Raw genomic sequence first — 15,010 nt, 5'->3', positions numbered from 1 at the left:
TGGGGCGGAGCCGCATACCTTTGCGGACTTGCCGCGCGCCAGTAGCGTCTTAAAATTAGAGCTTCAATAAGCTAAAGTGCAAGTTGTATTTTTCGATAGCGCAATCTGCGATCCGGTTATCAAATGCTCTTATTGTTCGACGGAGACCTCGGCGCCCGGGAAACTCTTCGCTTCATCGAAGAAAAACTTCACGCGGGGATATGGAGTTGGGATCTCGCAAGCGGCGATATGCAGTGGTCGCACGGCTTCTTTGCACTGCTCGGCGTTGACCCCAATTCTACCAAGCCCTCGTCTGCCCTTCTCTCGCAAATGGTGCATCCGGACGATCGTCCTCCCTCCGAAGCCGTCAACCGGACTCTCAACGAAGGCCTGCCTGCGGAGTGGGAGTTTCGGATCATTCGTCCGAACGGTCGTATTCGCTGGGTCGCGACACACTCCGAATTGCTTCTGGACTCCGATGGCCGTCCGGTCAAATCGATTGGCATTTCGTTTGACGTCACGAAGCAGCACGAGTCGCTTCAGTCTCTGGACATCGCAACGGGTCACTACGACGCTCTGGTCCGCGCTGCTCAGGGTATCGTTTGGTTCGGAGACAAGGACGGGAGGATTACCAAGATACTGAGGTCCGATGACACGGTTGCCGAACGGCCCATTGGCCGCCAATCGGAGGGCGGGGCGGACATTTTTCACCCCGACGAACAGGGTTCGGTCGAAGGACTATGGCGGCAGGCTGCTATCTCGAGAAATCCGCTCCGGTTCGACCATCGTATTCGCCAGCGCGATAACTCCTATCGGTGGGCGCGCACGATCATCGTCCAGGTGTTCAGCCGCAGAGGTGAGCCGATGGAGTTGGTAGGCCTGTCCACCGACATCGAGATCGAGAAGCGCTATTCGCCCAATTCGGCCCGGCCCAAGCAATTGACCGGAACTCAGATAAGAGGGGCGAGAGGAATGCTTGCATGGTCCGTGAAGGATCTTGCCGAGAGAGCCGAGATCTCACCGACGACCATTCGACGCTATGAGCAGATCGATGGCCCAATCAATTCACTCGAAGTGGGTTTGGAAGCCGTTGAGCGCGTACTTACCCAAGCTGGCATCGAGTTCATATTTCCGGAACTTGGCAAGCCTGGCATCCGCCCGCGGTGAAAACAGGGGCGCGATAGACGGATGTAATCGACAATTTGACTCTCGTCGGCGCCGCGTTTCGATGACGTCATGACCGTCCGTCTCATCAAGCACGAAGCTGTGCCTGGTACTGGTAGTTTCGAGGTGCGCTTCACTGATGGGCGCCGCAGTGCCCATTTCTATTTCGACGATCTCCCATCGCGTCGGCTACGGCCGGGTCAGGTGCCTCGCGAGCAAGCCCTCGGGTGGGCAAAGATGTTCGCGCGGATCATGCGCGGAATAATCAAGGGTTGGCCTCACCCATAAATCTTCCAATCTGAAAGCGTCGTAACGCCAGCCTAGCAAGAGGGCGGCGATCAGCGCCGCATGGCATTCTCCAGCTCCGACCTCCACCTCTCGGTTCTACTCCAAATCGATCGTATCCACGCGATGACACGGTATGCATCTGTAAGCGTACACCGCCGGCAGGCTTACGATCTTAGGCAGTAGCGCTAGGTAGTCCATGGGACGCCTGCACTTAGAGCAGATGAGGATTGGAGGGTTGTCCTTAGGGGCGCTGCTTTTCATGCTCACGCACGCACACTCACTGGCGCGGCAACATAGGTTTGGTTGGCTTTGCTGACACCTCCGGTGAAATACCGACACTTATCGAAATTCGGCAACTCGCGGCGACTTCCATTGTTGGCCGCAACGTTCACGGCGTTGATTGCGGTCGCCGGAGATTGACCAGGATCAAGCTTCGCCAAGCCTTTTGTGTCACCTTGGTTGTATGTCAACTCGATCCGAACTCTTTTTTACTTTTGCGCGAATCTGCAAGGAGAATGCGCTTCGCTCTTCTGACGTCCGCTCGCTGATCGAGTGGCAGGAAGCTGGTAGGGAATGGGCGCGACTGGGCAGGGAGGCAGCAGAGCAGGATCAGATGCTTAGTTTCTCTCAGAATGGGTCTAGCTTAGACCGTCCGTTCCGAAGTGTAAGCGGACTCAGCTCATCACGCTTCCAGAGCTGAGGTCGGTTATTTCGCTTATCTGGCCCGGAATTATCGAGCCCAACGCCGCCGCGCACCTCATCAACCGTCAGCGAGATTCGTCGCCACATCTTCAACTGGCCAGCTCGCGTGTGATGACACGAACGGGTTCGTCTTCACTCACGGAGGGGTTCCCGGATCGAAGACGTATTGCTGCGGTTGATCGGCGCCGAGTGTGACGGGGGAAGTGTTGAGAGACTGGAAATGTCGATCGAAATCAGACCGGCCTTGGGCTCGCGGACGGGAGCAGATCTTCGACGGTTACGCCCAGCGCGTCGGCAATAGGCTTGAGCCGGATTAACCACAGTTCCTCCTCGCCATCCTCAAGCTGCCGTAGGTAGTCGGGTGTCAGGCCTGCCTTAATCGCGAGTTGCGTCAGCGTCATGCCTGCGCGCTCTCGCTGCGAGCGGATGCGGTTCATTGGTCACACCGCCTTCTAGCGCGCACGAATGCGACGATGCCACCGCGCGCGATGCCACGGCGAGGGTTGCTGGGGTAATCGGCCCATGCCACTCGCCAAATGAGCCAATTGATAAATTGGATTTTTGCCTTGGCGCGTGACGCTACCCGATTAGCGTGACAGAGACTGAACTCGACGTCGAGCCTATACACCTTGATTGACGAACACGCTCAATGTCCTCGCGTTCGCCGATCTCTTTCAGAACTCTCCGCCCTCTAGCAGGGCTCCGGGCTATGGCTTTGCACGCTCATCGAGCAGCGCTACGACTTTTGCGGGAGGCATTTGCTCTTCAATCTGGAGAAGGCTCGTGGGCTCCGTTGGCTGTATCGTCGCGCCTGCGGCAACTATTGCGGAATATGTAACTCTGCCAGCGCTATCGTCACCAAACGGGTTGCCGAGATCGGCGAAGTCGAGCCCGAGCAGCGTAGTTGCCGCGAGGGCGAGGGCCGCTGCTCCCCAACCGATCGATGCTACCGGCTTGTAGTCGTAAGGCAGGCTTTCCATGACGCCTCTCAGCACCCCGATGCTGGTCTAATAGGCGAAAAATCCTACCGACGATGATCGAGAGTACGTGCAATTTTAATAGGCTTTGCTTGAAGAAGCAGCTCAACCGGGTCATCCAGAACAGGCCCTGTATTTCTAGCGCTCTCTTACAAGTGCGGATGACCGAGGCCCGGAAATGGAGGTGAATCCAAACCGGGCCCCGCAGCCACCTACTCCCCTGGGGGAGAAAGCCTAGCGGAACGATGAGCATCCTGCCAAGTTTTCCCAAAGGCTCGGGCTCGTGATCTGAGCCGGAAGGTAACCTTAGCCCCAGCTCACTTGACCTTTGGTGAAGCTGGGGCCCTTTTCCCGGAATCATTAGACTGACGATTTCAAATGTCAGCCAACATGCCGATCTTGTGCTTGGTTGCCTTCCAACGGGAGGACTAGGCTTCTAAGCTTCGGCCCGCCGCGATCAGTAAACGAAAGCTGCGCGAGCGCACCCGCTCGGTGACGGTGCCACCACAGCAAGCCAGTAGCGAGTTCTCGCAGGTCATTTCGTTCGGAGCCGATGGGCAATCGCCGCGCGCGGCGTAGTATCTCCGCCGCCTGCTCTCTAAATTCGCTTCGATCAATCATACGCCCGGCGCCCCAGTCAGTTTTCTGCGGGACCATAGCGCCGTGACGTGACACTACGTTGTGAACCAGCTCACAAAACCCGAGGCGGAACAATAGGAACAAGGATTTGGCTGTTCGCTTATATTTGCGCTGAGGGCAACCACTCATGAGGCGACCCAATGGCTCGAGACGAACATAACAAGGCAGCGGAGCATCACGAGAACGCGGCAAAGTCCCATCGCACAGCCGCAGAGCATCACGGAAAAGGTGATCACGCGAAGGGTATGGAGCACTCGAACACCGCAAAACAACACTCTCAGACTGCCCATCAAGAGAGTGAGAAGGCTCATTCGAAGAGCCAGCAACAGAAGTAAAAGAAAAGCCCGGCTTGGCGAGCCGGGCTTTTCCGCACCCTATGTTCGGGGAACAGGCTCAAGGAAGCCGGACCACTCCGTGGCTGCACTCAAGTCTGCGCATTTCTTGATTCCAACGGATCGGCCCAGCAGCGTGAACCGGCGGGCCTTGGTCGTTCAATCCCGACGGTAAAGGCCTCGCCCGGCGTGAAACCCTCGCTTCTTCTGCGTTTGCCTACAATATCGGCTTGCCGAAAATCTGTCGCTCGCGCTTATTACTCTGGTGGGTCCATGGAGCAACACCGAGCCAAAGCTCGCCTTGCGTTATCTTTCCCAGACGACAAAGCCCCTGCATGCCGTGCGCGGCCCGGCGGGGGTTTTTGTTTTAGATCAGCCCGCCTGAATACTGTGCGTCTGAGGCGGCCTAGGTCAGCTTGGCCTCGGCAATAGCGCGCTCGATTTCTGATGCCAGTACACGGTAATGATCGGCCACCTTGGCAAATAAATCGCGCTTAGCCTTACCGGTCGCAAGATCGCGGATCATTTCGCACTCGGCGATCTGTGTGCGCAGCTTTTCTAAGTGCGCCTGCATGTCTTCCATTGGCCTTACCCCGTTTGAGGAAGCCGGTGGCATACCAAGGCAAAGCAGTCCTCAACAAATGTTAGAAATTGAACTTAGGACACCAAGCAGAAAACCGCAGCGGGGAAGTAGGAAAGTGAAACTATTTCTATGCTGCCCGTAGCTTAGCACGACGGCCGCATGACCCCGCGCTTCTGCAGTGTGGCTTGTCCGGTCTCGGCGTTACTCGCGTGCGCCGGGACCGTCTTTTTTAGATTGGCCGAGAACTTCGCCGACGAGCGATTCGCAATTCCAGCCGGTCGCGACTATCTTATCCACGTCGGTAAGCGTGGAGTTGAGTATGCACAGGCGCAACTGGATGCCTTCGATCGTGCCCGCTGGCGACGATCAGACAGTATACTTGGTCAAGGATGATCTCGGCCACCTTGGTGCCGTTTGGCGCGAAGCCGACGCTGAGATTACCGATCTTGAGACTGTTATTACCGACCTGATGGCCGGCGAGTACAACGACCCATTGCGCGTCATCGCCTTCAACACAACCGAGCGTTGGTCGGAGGATGTCTCCGAAGACGTTGCTCGCGAGATCCGCAGGCGCTTCGACCTGCAGCTAGCTGACGTGCCGTCAGGCCTACAGGATTTTGTGGAACGGAACGAAGGTAACCACCGGCAGCTAGCGCTGCGGCTGGTCTAGTCGGACCAGCAGCGGATGATCTTCCTCGGCCTCGACCCAGAACAAGCTTCCGACCGGATGGAGAGGTTTCTGACCAAGCTGGTCGATGCGGAAGCTCATGCCAGCACACCTCAATTCAACACTCTCATGGCCGAAGCTTACGCCCTATACGAGCAGCTCTCGGACGATGAACGCCCGTGGTTCGATGAAAAAGCCGAGGAGATCGGCCGGCCGACCTTGAACTAACGAAGCGCATGACCCGCACGTTCGAATTTTGCCTTCCCGCCGCCGCCAACGTCGTACCCGACGGCCCCGACTGGATCCACGAAATAAAATATGACGGCTATCGCCTGCGGGTCGAGCGCGACAGCCGCGACGTACGGCTGATCACGCGCGGCGGTCACAACTGGACCAGCCGCTTTCCCTGGATCGTCGAGGCAGCGCTGAAGAACCGCGAGCAGCAATTCATCATCGACGGCGAGGCCGTTGTGCTCGGCGTCGATGGCGTATCGGATTTCAACGCCTTGCACTCGCGCCAGCACGATGCCGAAGTGCAGCTCTATGCTTTCGACATTATCGCGCTCGGCAGTGAGGATTTGCGCCAGCTGCCGCTGACGATGCGCAAGACCAACCTCGCGCGCCTTCTGCGTGGGCGCCCTGACGGCATGTTCGTCGCACCATTTGAGCCTGGCACAATCGGCCCGGACCTGTTCGGCGCGGCGTCCCGCATGGGACTTGAGGGCCTGGTGTCGAAACGCCGCGACCGCTGTTACAGCGGCGGCCGCTCTAAGGACTGGATCAAGGTCAAGAACCGGACGCATCCGGCGATGACGCGGGTCGCTGACAGCTTCAGATGACAAATGCGGTGCGGTTGGGCGGCCCGATCCGCCAGCGTGAAGCGCGTAGGGCAAACTCTAAATGTAAGCGATCTCATCGAAGTTTGTGCGCTCTACTCCGCGACGCTCCATGAGGTCACCTCTTCATCCGTGCACCGGCGGATCATCGTTCGCAATTTGCTCTAACAGCCGAAACTGTCGCGCGATTCGCACGGCTAGATCCGAGCGCTCCTTTGCGAGGGCCTTCCTTTGTTCGAACACGTCGTATCCCTCATGCTCAAGTACATCGATCAGCGCTGCTTGGTCGTCGATATACCGTCCCCTGGCTTCGATTTCCCGCTTAATGTGCGCTACTTCACCTTCGATTTTTGAGGTCATGGCAATCCTCGAACCCGGCGGCTAGGAAAGCCGCAAGCTAGCCGTAAGTTGGCTGCAAAATCGTTACACTGAGCCGCCGCTGTCCGAGAAGATGTCATCTTTGGCAGCGCGATGGCGCCGGCACGCAACTGACTTCATGATTTAACGCAAGCACCGCCGGGCATTGCCAAATTTCGATAGACATCGACACCGTTCGCATAGGTCGTCACGAGGTGACGACACCATCGCGCGCAATCAACATTGACGCGGGCGCCAGCTTTTTAAGCGAGAGTCAGCGTGCCATGGCCGCGACCAAACTGGCGAACAGCGTCCCGCCCTCCCTCCCAACACCGCAGATCCGATGGCAAATCCTCGCCCCAACCATTCGGCTGAGATCTTTGCTGCCCGTTAGTAAGAATCGGTCAGGATAGATTTTGGGACGGGGCCGTGGGGGACATACGTGGCCTTGTGCTTGTGGTTGAGAGCCCGCCAAGCAGCCAGCCCCGGCGGGCTCTCCCTCACCGGTTCCGAATTAAATACGTTCTCAAGTGTGTCTTAAATGACATTGCACTGCAGCAGAGCTGCGGTAGGCTACTGCTTACCGGGGCTGGCTCCATATTTCACTCAGATCGTTTTCACCCGGATTTTTTCAAGAATGAGGCCGCAGTGGTCCCCCGCTGCGGCCTTCGTTCTTCGGGCATTTGGCTGCCAAAGCCAGTTAAAACGGATCCTGGTTAGACGGTGCCGACTGGCGGATCCGGCGCACGCTCACCGGCGTGCCGTCGGAGACGAACAGGAGTTCATACTTCCGGCCTTCGTTGTCGGTCGCAGAGCAGGTGACGTCGTTCACCTTCTTGGCGGCGAAATTGCCGGTCTGGCGGCAACTGCCGGTAGAGGTCTGCGCAGCCGGAACCGGCAGGCCGTCGACCTTCGGCCGGTTCTTGGAGTTGAGCAGCATGCGGTCAATCGGCAGTTCGTAGGAATTGTCGTCGGCGCGCTTGCCGTTCTCGCCGGAGAACGACACGACGTGGTTATTATCATAGGGATCATCGACGACGACCGCGAAATTGACGCGCCCCTTATCGGCATGCGCGTAGGCGATCGTCCTGCAGCCAAAGTCCTGTCCGGCAATCTTCAGCGTTTTGCATTCCCCTGACATAAGGGCCAGCAGGTCAACGAAGGAGCTCGCATCAATCACCTCCGATAGGCCCAGCGACTCGTTTTCTGGGGTTTGGCAATTGACAGCGGTGGAGAAGGTAATCAAAGCAGCCGCAGCGGCTGGCAACGGAAAACGCATGTGTGCCTCGTCAGACACCCTTCGCGGTCACGAGCGGGCAGCCTCCCAAAGCACATTGCGCATTAACTCGCAATTCGAAGAATTGCGAAAGGCTGGCGCGCGCCGCCCCCAGCATCCGAAAAACGGCCACACTCAACGATCCCAATCCCAAGTGTCAACAGTGACCACGCTTGTGACGTCGAGCTGCTCGCTGTGGAATTTTGCGCTCGCGACGCGTTCGATTTCCGGTCGTCGCCTTACGAATATTTCCTCTGCATTCTCGGCATCTCCGATAGCATAGAGTGCGTTTCGTGGGACCTTGCAAAGGACAGCCGTTTCCCCCGCATACATCAGGAAGAAAAATGCCTGATCGAAGGCGCTAAATCTCTTCTGAGGATCAGGCGTAAGCCGCATGAAATCGGTTTCCCAACACCCGTATGTTGCTCGTAATCTCAGTCTTCCCTGAGAGCGTAGCGCGGTTGAATCTCCTGCTGGCGCCGGCTAGCCAGATCCAAGATTGGCCGCTGGCGACATTCTGGTACGCCTTACCGCGCACCTCTCAGTCTGCAAGATGTTGTGCAAGTAGCGGTTGTCCCTCGCTCACATGATTTGCAAGCGGCGATACACTGTTCTAGGTTTTTAGGATTGTAGGGAGAGTAAAGCTTCTCTGCACAGCGAACGTTGATTGCACCCGTTGCTTCCTCGTCGTGACACGCCATCAACGACAATGAAAGAGCGAGCAAAAGAACGAGACGCATTGCAATCTACCTATCGTCTATCACCAGGCCAAAAACCTCACGAAGGTAGGTTACAGACTTTGGACCCAAATCGGGAAGGCTTAGTAAAGTTCTGTCTGAGGCTGAGCGAACATCCCCCACCGTCTCGAAACCATAGAAGGTGAGGACGTTTTTTATCCTCGTAGGCAATGTCACTTGCGCCAAGAGAATGGTGTCCGGCAACGTAGGCAAAGGATCCAGCATCTGAACCGAGGGCTTCGATTATGTGCCATGGATCCGCTGACATGGACCTTACATATCGCTTAGAACCCCATGTCTCTACTCAACTCGCTTGCGAGTCCTAGCTCGCCCACTGGACGGCAATATCGTGACGGCAATATCGTGGTACCGCGAAGACAGCGCTCCACCCGCTGAACATCGGGCAAGTTTCTGCTCACCTCGCGCGCGTCCTCTGCGCTACCAACGATACCCGTCTCATAGCCGGCCTCCGCCAGTCCGGTGGCAACGAGCCACGATGGGTTGGCATTGTCTGGCGCGTTTCTGGGGTGACCAAACAAACGAGGGCATATGACGGTGCGGGTGCGAGCAGCGCGACGTAAGGCCTGCGTCAGGCGGCCTTGTTAACACGCTCCGGATCGCCGCTTGGAGGGTCGTGATGGGCGAAGACTTCGCACAAGTTGTCGTCGTCGGCGTGTTTACGGCCGGCGTTTTGAGCGGTTATGCGTTGCGCTACTATCAGTCTCGCGTGCTGCGACGTCAGCTCGAGTCTGCCAAAATGCTGTTAGAGGTGCACGGTGTACACCTTGATTGATAAACCCTGTCAATCTGCTCGCGTTCGCTGATCTCTTTCAGAACTCTCAGTCTGATTCTAGCGGTCGCCAGGTGAGAGCCTCTTGTCAGGCTGACCGCGTTACTTTTCACCCAGCAACTTCCCGGTCTTTCGATTGATGAAGTGCACCCTCGTGCAGGCCAGGCAGGCCACGCTTTCATATCTGTTGCCAGGTGCATCGTCCTCGTCGTCCTCGATCCAATGCTGGACGTTAAACGATGTATCGGGACATTTGAAAACGAGATGGGCCATGCCTTGTAAGATTGCGCCTTCGCGGCATGGCAATCTGACACAGGTCAATCTTGCTGCGCCGCAACAGTGCGTTCCGCGAACTGGGAACGAAGTGCTCGTTCACTGACGTCATTCACGAGCCGCGTGAGCGTGTAGTCATGCCAACGCTTCAGCTTCTGAAGCGCTGTCCTGTAGCGTAAAGCGTAAGCCCGCACCTCTTCAAATTTCGCAGCCGGATAAATTCAGAGCCTTGCGCAAGCCGCCAAACGCCGCGAGCCTACAGGACACGATCTCGCTGGCGAGCTTTGAACGCTCGGCAACCGCAGTTTGCTTGATAACGGCTATCTTCTTTGGTTTGGGACGTACGGCGCCTGCGGCCGTCTTCGAATTGTGACGTTGGCGGGCGATCGGCCTTGAAGGCTCGGGCGACGCGACACCGTCATCGTTTGGGAGAGCAACAGGCGCTTCGGCCAAAGCAACCTGGGTCGGTGTCACGCTGCTCTCCGGCGCGACGTCAAGGCGATCGCCTCGCCAGTGTATCAGGCGAGCCAGATGAGCCAGCGTCCGGAGCGGCAGGCGACTGGACGATCGCGACCGTGTGGCGCGGGGGAGCTCGCAGCTCCATGACTGACAGGACTCCTACACCCAATACGATGAGGAGACCCAGGAAGCTCGGTTTCAGCATGATGCGCTCTAACCAAGGATAGTGCTGTTGAAAATGTCTCCGCTCCAATGAGGCAATCTGTCGGCAGCGGACGTGCCGCGCGCGGATCATTTGCCGACAGGGTTAACGCCGGCGATGGTCCAGCAAATGTTGAGAGGCCGCTACTCGGCGCTGGTTCCTGCGCGAAGACGAACCTGGTTCAGGACACCGGGAATGGCTTTTTTGGCGCGTTCTCCGAGGTACTCGCGCCGCCGTCGCCGGCCGCCAATCCAAACCCATCGCAGCCAGAGCCGCCCGCCTCGCAGGCAGCGTGATTATCAGAGCCGAGCGAGGGTACATACCTCGCCCCCCTCTGATCGGTAAAACGAGCCGCGCAGTTTGTGAGCTTGCTTACTCCGAACTAGCGACAGCCCGCGATCTAGGCAGGATAGAATCCATCACCGTATCCACATATCTGCACCGGACGGAATCCTCGCCCCGACAGATCGTCGAAGGCTTGCTGATATCCGGCGCTATCCAGACCGTGCCGTGCTTGCCATTCACCTGCCTGGTCCTTGTGCCAAATTGCGGCATAGCGAGCGATCCCGGTGTCGCTGTACCCGCTCACAGAAACAAGACGAAAACCTGCAGCGTTCTGCTCATCGAAGGCCTTTTGATACTCGCTGGCCGTTAACCCGTGCCGCCCCACCCATTCGAGGCCAGGGCGCCGTTCCCAGATCGCTGCGAAACGCACGTCAACGTTGACCCGGAAGCCGCAAACCTGCACGGGCGCGAAGCCGTCAGCAGCCATCTGGTCAAAGGTCTGCTGGTATTGGCTCCGCGACATCCCGTGCCGCGCTTGCCAATCAGAAGACGCCCGCTGTTCCCAGATCGCTGCATATCGAGCCTGACCGTTCTCGGCGTACCCGCTAACGCAAACGAGCTGGTACCCTTTCGCGACGAGATCATCGAATGTCGATTGGTACTGGTCGTTGGTCAGGCCGTGGCGGGCCTCCCAGGCGGGGCCATCGCGCAGTTGCCAGACAGCGTTAAGCCGGGAGGCTGTCCCCTCGCTGTATCCGCATACGTTGGTTAGCCGGTAGCCCTGACCGACCAGCAAATCAAAAATCGACTGATAAGCCTCTGGGGTGATCCCGTGCCGAGCTTGCCATGCCGAGCCGTCGCCCTTGTCGAACAGAGCTGCGAACCGTGTGTTGAAGCGAGAGAGCGCAGCAGGTTCCCCTCCGGCCTGCCCAGCCGCGTTGTAGATGTCGAAAAAGTTCAGATCGGCGTCGAGCTGCCACCCGCTCAGTGTTCCAATAGGAACTGGGGCGGTTGTCGGCGCAATGAACATACGCAGATGTGCGCCCGCGTTTAGGAATAATCCGTTCACGTCATGGGGCCCATCGCTCAAGTATGCCGTGCCAAGCTTCGTCGGCGCCCCTGGGTTGGGAAAATCCTCTGACCTCCGCAGGAGCAGCCGAAACGATGCGTCGCCCACGCTTGCACGCCAGTTGCCAAGCCAACAAGCCTCGCTCTGCACAAACGTTGGATCGACGACATCCGTGATGTACCAGCCCGAATTGATCTGCCAGTTCGGATCGTTGTTATAGGCGATCTCGATGAATTTGCCTTCGCCCCAGTGGTTCTTGGCGAAGAACACCTGCCGATTGCGGTCGAAGCCGATCAGCAAAAGCACGTGACCTCCAATGTTCGGGGTCTTGTGAAAGACATCGCAGATTACTTCGCGGTCCGCGAGAATGGTATTCTCGAGCGCAGTGATACTCGGGTTGTTGCCGAGAGAACCCCAACCCGCCGCCCTATAGCGAGCGTTCACCCGCGCCAGGAGCGGAATGTGTTGCTCGCAAAACTCGACGGCGTCGAAGTCCTCTTGGCTCGCCAGTGCTTCCACGCCGGCAAATCCCAGCACGGGCAAGATGTCCAACAGCGTCTGTTGATTTTGCAAGTATGGCGCAGCGTCCTCTGGAGGCGAAGCATTCTCTGAGATCTTCTCCGCGATATCGCCACTTCCTTGGAATCCGGTCAGAGAGGAGTTGTTCTCTACCGGTCGCGCTGCCGCCCCCCCGCTGTCTCGGTTCAAAGCAAAGGCTTTGCCCATATGAAAGATATATTCTTCGGATACGTCGATGAGCAGACCATACTTGCGTCGGTATGCCGCCTCCAGCGCCGCGGCACCCGCAAACGCCCAGCAGGTACCGCGGTCGTTCTGTAGCTTGAATCCCGATTGCCATTGCGCCAACGAATAGACGCCGTCGATTGGCTCCCGGAGCGCTCGGGGTCCAAGCACATCTACGCGTCCGAACTTCGTGGAAACGCGCAAGCCTTCGGCTAACGCCTTGGCGTAGGCCTGTTCGTCCAAAACAGGTGGCGGAGTGATCTCGTGGTTCTCCGATTTTGCTCTGAGAAACGCTGCCGTCTGGGATGAATAGTGAAGCATGTTACCTCCGGCCGTGTTGTCGATGTGGTAGTGTCATCTATTCTGTAAGGCCCAAGTTGACGCCCGAACGCGTGGAGCGCGTGTGAACTCGCTCACATCGACAAAATGAATCTAGGAGTTGGTCTGCATCTTACGGATAGCGTCCTGGGCCAATTCTCATTAGTCGCGGCCCAATCTTCAGACAGCCCACGTCGGGATTTCTTTCTATCGAAAGGAGATTTCAGTGAATTGCCGTTGGCGGAGAGAAATGCCGATGATCTCTCTGGGCGCGTACCCTGGATGCCTGGTAATCCACGACTGTCCCAGGTGGCTCAATACCGCAGCACCGGCCGTCAATTCGGACTGCGCCAACTCAGTCTTCAGCGGAAGTCCAACCGAAAAGGAGATACATCTATGACATTCGGAAAATGGAGCTTCATCGCCGCCGCGGTCACCTGCGCCATAGCAGCGAGTTCTTGCGCGACCATCGCGGCCGAGCCGAACGGCAAGATTACGATCCTCTATGACGCGTTTGGCGCGGACCCGGAAATGACAAAGGACTGGGGTTTCTCCGCGCTGGTGGAGGTCGCAGGAAGGCGCATTCTGTTTGATACCGGAGACAACGCGGAGATCTTCGGGAAAAATGTCAAGGCAAAGGGAGTAGATCTTACCACGCTTGACTTTGTGGTTCTCTCCCATCGGCATTCCGATCACATGGCTGGACTGAGCTATGTGCTGAGTGTGAATCCGAACGTCAAGATATACGCGCCCAAAGAACGATTCGGGATCTACGGTTCGTCGCTTCCATCCACCTTCTATCGCAAGGACGATTCCCTGCCTGACGAGATGCGTTATTTTGACGGCAAACCGCCGAAAATGATGGAGTTCGGCGCAGCATGGCCCAATACCAAATTCGAACTGATCGATCAGACGACGGAGATCGCACCCGGCATTACCTTGATCGCCCTGGTTTCCGATCTTCCCGGCACTAAGGAACTCAAAGAACTCTCGCTCGCAGTGAATACGCCGGATGGCCTTGTTCTTGTCGTCGGCTGTTCGCATCCGGGAATCGAACGCATTGTAGAGGCCGCAACAGCGATCAACCCCAGAATCCATCTCATAGCCGGGGGCTTCCACCTTGTTGTTGCCACCGATGATGCGATTGAGAAGATCGTGACCGCCCTCAAGGACAAGTTCAAGGTCGAGAACATTGCCCCCGGACACTGCACGGGCGAACCGACGTTTACAGCGCTGAAGAAGGCGTTCGGCACGCAATATTTCTATGCCGGGCTCGGCACGTCGATCGTCCTCGGACCCGACATCGTTTCCAAGGTCCGGCGCGGCGAAGCACCCACCTTTGACGATTTCGCGGTTTACCGCAGGCTGGCCAGTCGCGAAGACTGATTTTCCCACCACCGGAAATGGCGGATGTCCCTCATCAATATGAGCTCCGCCACGACCGCCCCGGGTCAATAGCGTCGATTTGGCCAGCGGTGGGGCCCTTCCGCTTTACCCCCGACTTCGGACCTCAGTCCGCAACCCCTAATGGGGAGCGATAGATTGATTGCCGGCTCGAAATCAGTTGGGATGCAAGTTCGCTCTTGGCTGTAGCGGACCCAATGGGTCACGACAATCCGCCCTTCTCGCGAGCAACCAGGGGTATGAGAAATAGCCCTCAGTCAAGACGCAAACGTAGCTGACAACCGTAGCTGCGATGGTAGGAGATCTAATTTCAGCAAGAAATTCATGCCGGATCAACGGACTAAGCGTTTAAGTTTGGAGGAGCGGTGATCCGCTAGACGACACGCCGAATGACGGATGACACCGATACGCTTAAAGACATGGCAATTCGACTGCCATCTCGAGATACCTGCAAAAAGCGTTAGCGAGCTGCATTTGCCCAGGAGTGCGGCACTCGGCCTCGAAAACCCGGGGCGAAGCGACCATGATGCAGACGCACTTCGCTCTCGAAGTAGCGATGTTGAGGCGGTTCGCGCTGTAGAGGAATTCCATTCCACGTGGAGCGTCTGCGTGGCTCGATGTCGTCACGGAATAGATGACAATCGGCGCTTCTTGGCCCTGAAATTTGTCGACAGTGCCGACCTTTGCGCCCGGAATGAGCTCAAGCAACTCGAAGACTTGCGCATTATACGGGGCGACGATCAGGATGTCGTCGAGCCGAACTTGACGCTCAACACCCTGCCGATCAACCCAAGTGCTGCCGGCGTTCAAAATCTCTGAAACGAGAAGACGGACTGTCAATCGGCTTGCAAATTTGACCCCTCATCGGCGTCCAATTTTGACCCCTTCGAGCGGCGGGGTTTGGCGGTAGCGCTCGTCTCGTCGGAGCT

Annotated in this window: 16 protein-coding genes and 1 pseudogene; 7 read left to right on the top strand and 10 right to left on the bottom strand. The window is 57.4% G+C overall.

Features of this window, described 5'->3' with window-relative positions:
* Nucleotides 1-123: 123 nt before the first annotated feature.
* A complete protein-coding gene (locus M2427_RS36375; RefSeq protein WP_280711619.1) occupies nucleotides 124-1,146 on the top strand; it encodes a PAS domain-containing protein in 1,023 nt (340 codons plus the stop codon).
* Nucleotides 1,147-2,366: 1,220 nt separating this feature from the next.
* Here M2427_RS36375 and M2427_RS36370 read toward each other — a convergent pair.
* From M2427_RS36370 to M2427_RS36360, 3 genes are all read right to left on the bottom strand, one after another.
* Nucleotides 2,367-2,570 carry a helix-turn-helix domain-containing protein gene (locus M2427_RS36370; RefSeq protein ID WP_146015823.1) on the bottom strand — a complete coding sequence of 68 codons (204 nt, stop codon included), beginning with the start codon at nucleotides 2,568-2,570 and terminating at the stop codon, nucleotides 2,367-2,369.
* Between the two features lie 270 nt (nucleotides 2,571-2,840).
* Complete coding sequence (locus tag M2427_RS36365) at nucleotides 2,841-3,113, bottom strand: hypothetical protein (RefSeq protein WP_280711618.1); 273 nt, start codon at nucleotides 3,111-3,113, stop codon at nucleotides 2,841-2,843.
* A gap of 1,374 nt (nucleotides 3,114-4,487) precedes the next feature.
* On the bottom strand, nucleotides 4,488-4,664 hold the full coding sequence (locus tag M2427_RS36360) for a hypothetical protein (protein ID WP_280711617.1): 177 nt from the start codon (nucleotides 4,662-4,664) through the stop codon (nucleotides 4,488-4,490).
* A 319-nt stretch (nucleotides 4,665-4,983) separates the two neighbouring features.
* Between M2427_RS36360 and M2427_RS36355 the strand changes: the two genes are divergently transcribed.
* Genes M2427_RS36355 through M2427_RS36345 form a run of 3 tightly spaced genes read left to right on the top strand, consistent with a single transcriptional unit; the run spans nucleotide 4,984 to nucleotide 6,170 of the window.
* Nucleotides 4,984-5,334, top strand: a complete 351-nt coding sequence (locus tag M2427_RS36355) for a hypothetical protein (protein ID WP_280711616.1) — start codon at nucleotides 4,984-4,986, stop codon at nucleotides 5,332-5,334.
* Between the two features lie 15 nt (nucleotides 5,335-5,349).
* Complete coding sequence (locus M2427_RS36350; protein WP_280711615.1) at nucleotides 5,350-5,559, top strand: hypothetical protein; 210 nt, start codon at nucleotides 5,350-5,352, stop codon at nucleotides 5,557-5,559.
* Nucleotides 5,560-5,567: 8 nt separating this feature from the next.
* A complete protein-coding gene (locus tag M2427_RS36345) occupies nucleotides 5,568-6,170 on the top strand; it encodes an RNA ligase family protein (RefSeq protein WP_280711614.1) in 603 nt (200 codons plus the stop codon).
* Nucleotides 6,171-6,293: 123 nt separating this feature from the next.
* Here M2427_RS36345 and M2427_RS36340 read toward each other — a convergent pair whose 3' ends face one another.
* The 3 genes from M2427_RS36340 to M2427_RS36330 all read right to left on the bottom strand — a co-directional run bounded on the left by M2427_RS36340 (nucleotide 6,294) and on the right by M2427_RS36330 (nucleotide 8,196).
* Nucleotides 6,294-6,527 (bottom strand): hypothetical protein, encoded by a 234-nt coding sequence (locus tag M2427_RS36340; protein WP_280711613.1) that lies wholly within the window; start codon nucleotides 6,525-6,527, stop codon nucleotides 6,294-6,296.
* Nucleotides 6,528-7,224: 697 nt separating this feature from the next.
* Nucleotides 7,225-7,665, bottom strand: coding sequence for a hypothetical protein (locus M2427_RS36335; RefSeq protein ID WP_280711671.1), 441 nt, complete (start codon nucleotides 7,663-7,665; stop codon nucleotides 7,225-7,227).
* A 270-nt stretch (nucleotides 7,666-7,935) separates the two neighbouring features.
* The gene (locus M2427_RS36330) at nucleotides 7,936-8,196 is read right to left on the bottom strand and encodes a DUF1488 family protein (protein WP_280711612.1); all 261 of its coding nucleotides are present in this window, start codon (nucleotides 8,194-8,196) and stop codon (nucleotides 7,936-7,938) included.
* 978 nt (nucleotides 8,197-9,174) lie between these two features.
* Here M2427_RS36330 and M2427_RS36325 point away from each other — a divergent pair.
* Complete coding sequence (locus M2427_RS36325) at nucleotides 9,175-9,330, top strand: hypothetical protein (RefSeq protein WP_280711611.1); 156 nt, start codon at nucleotides 9,175-9,177, stop codon at nucleotides 9,328-9,330.
* A gap of 468 nt (nucleotides 9,331-9,798) precedes the next feature.
* On the opposite strand, the gene M2427_RS36320 is transcribed toward M2427_RS36325, so the two are convergent.
* Together M2427_RS36320 and M2427_RS36315 are read right to left on the bottom strand one after the other, a co-directional pair.
* Nucleotides 9,799-10,074 (bottom strand): hypothetical protein, encoded by a 276-nt coding sequence (locus M2427_RS36320; RefSeq protein WP_280711610.1) that lies wholly within the window; start codon nucleotides 10,072-10,074, stop codon nucleotides 9,799-9,801.
* Between the two features lie 587 nt (nucleotides 10,075-10,661).
* Nucleotides 10,662-12,680 (bottom strand): hypothetical protein, encoded by a 2,019-nt coding sequence (locus M2427_RS36315; protein WP_280711609.1) that lies wholly within the window; start codon nucleotides 12,678-12,680, stop codon nucleotides 10,662-10,664.
* 393 nt (nucleotides 12,681-13,073) lie between these two features.
* On the opposite strand from M2427_RS36315, the gene M2427_RS36310 reads away from it, so the two are divergent.
* Nucleotides 13,074-14,063 carry an MBL fold metallo-hydrolase gene (locus M2427_RS36310; protein WP_280711608.1) on the top strand — a complete coding sequence of 330 codons (990 nt, stop codon included), beginning with the start codon at nucleotides 13,074-13,076 and terminating at the stop codon, nucleotides 14,061-14,063.
* A gap of 429 nt (nucleotides 14,064-14,492) precedes the next feature.
* Here M2427_RS36310 and M2427_RS36305 read toward each other — a convergent pair whose 3' ends face one another.
* Nucleotides 14,493-14,789, bottom strand: coding sequence for an AAA domain-containing protein (locus M2427_RS36305; RefSeq protein ID WP_348521966.1), 297 nt, complete (start codon nucleotides 14,787-14,789; stop codon nucleotides 14,493-14,495).
* On the opposite strand from M2427_RS36305, the gene M2427_RS42165 reads away from it, so the two are divergent.
* Nucleotides 14,733-14,900 carry a hypothetical protein gene (locus M2427_RS42165; RefSeq protein WP_348521967.1) on the top strand — a complete coding sequence of 56 codons (168 nt, stop codon included), beginning with the start codon at nucleotides 14,733-14,735 and terminating at the stop codon, nucleotides 14,898-14,900. The two genes, M2427_RS36305 and M2427_RS42165, sit on opposite strands and share 57 nt — an antisense overlap.
* A gap of 17 nt (nucleotides 14,901-14,917) precedes the next feature.
* On the opposite strand, the pseudogene M2427_RS42160 reads toward M2427_RS42165, so the two are convergent.
* Nucleotides 14,918-15,010: pseudogene (locus tag M2427_RS42160) on the bottom strand (IS21-like element helper ATPase IstB); the annotation flags it as partial.

Source organism: Bradyrhizobium sp. BR13661, assembly GCF_029892425.1.
Lineage (GTDB): Bacteria > Pseudomonadota > Alphaproteobacteria > Rhizobiales > Xanthobacteraceae > Bradyrhizobium.
Note: the sequence above shows the minus strand (reverse complement) of the source record. Positions and strands in the feature narration are given on the sequence as shown.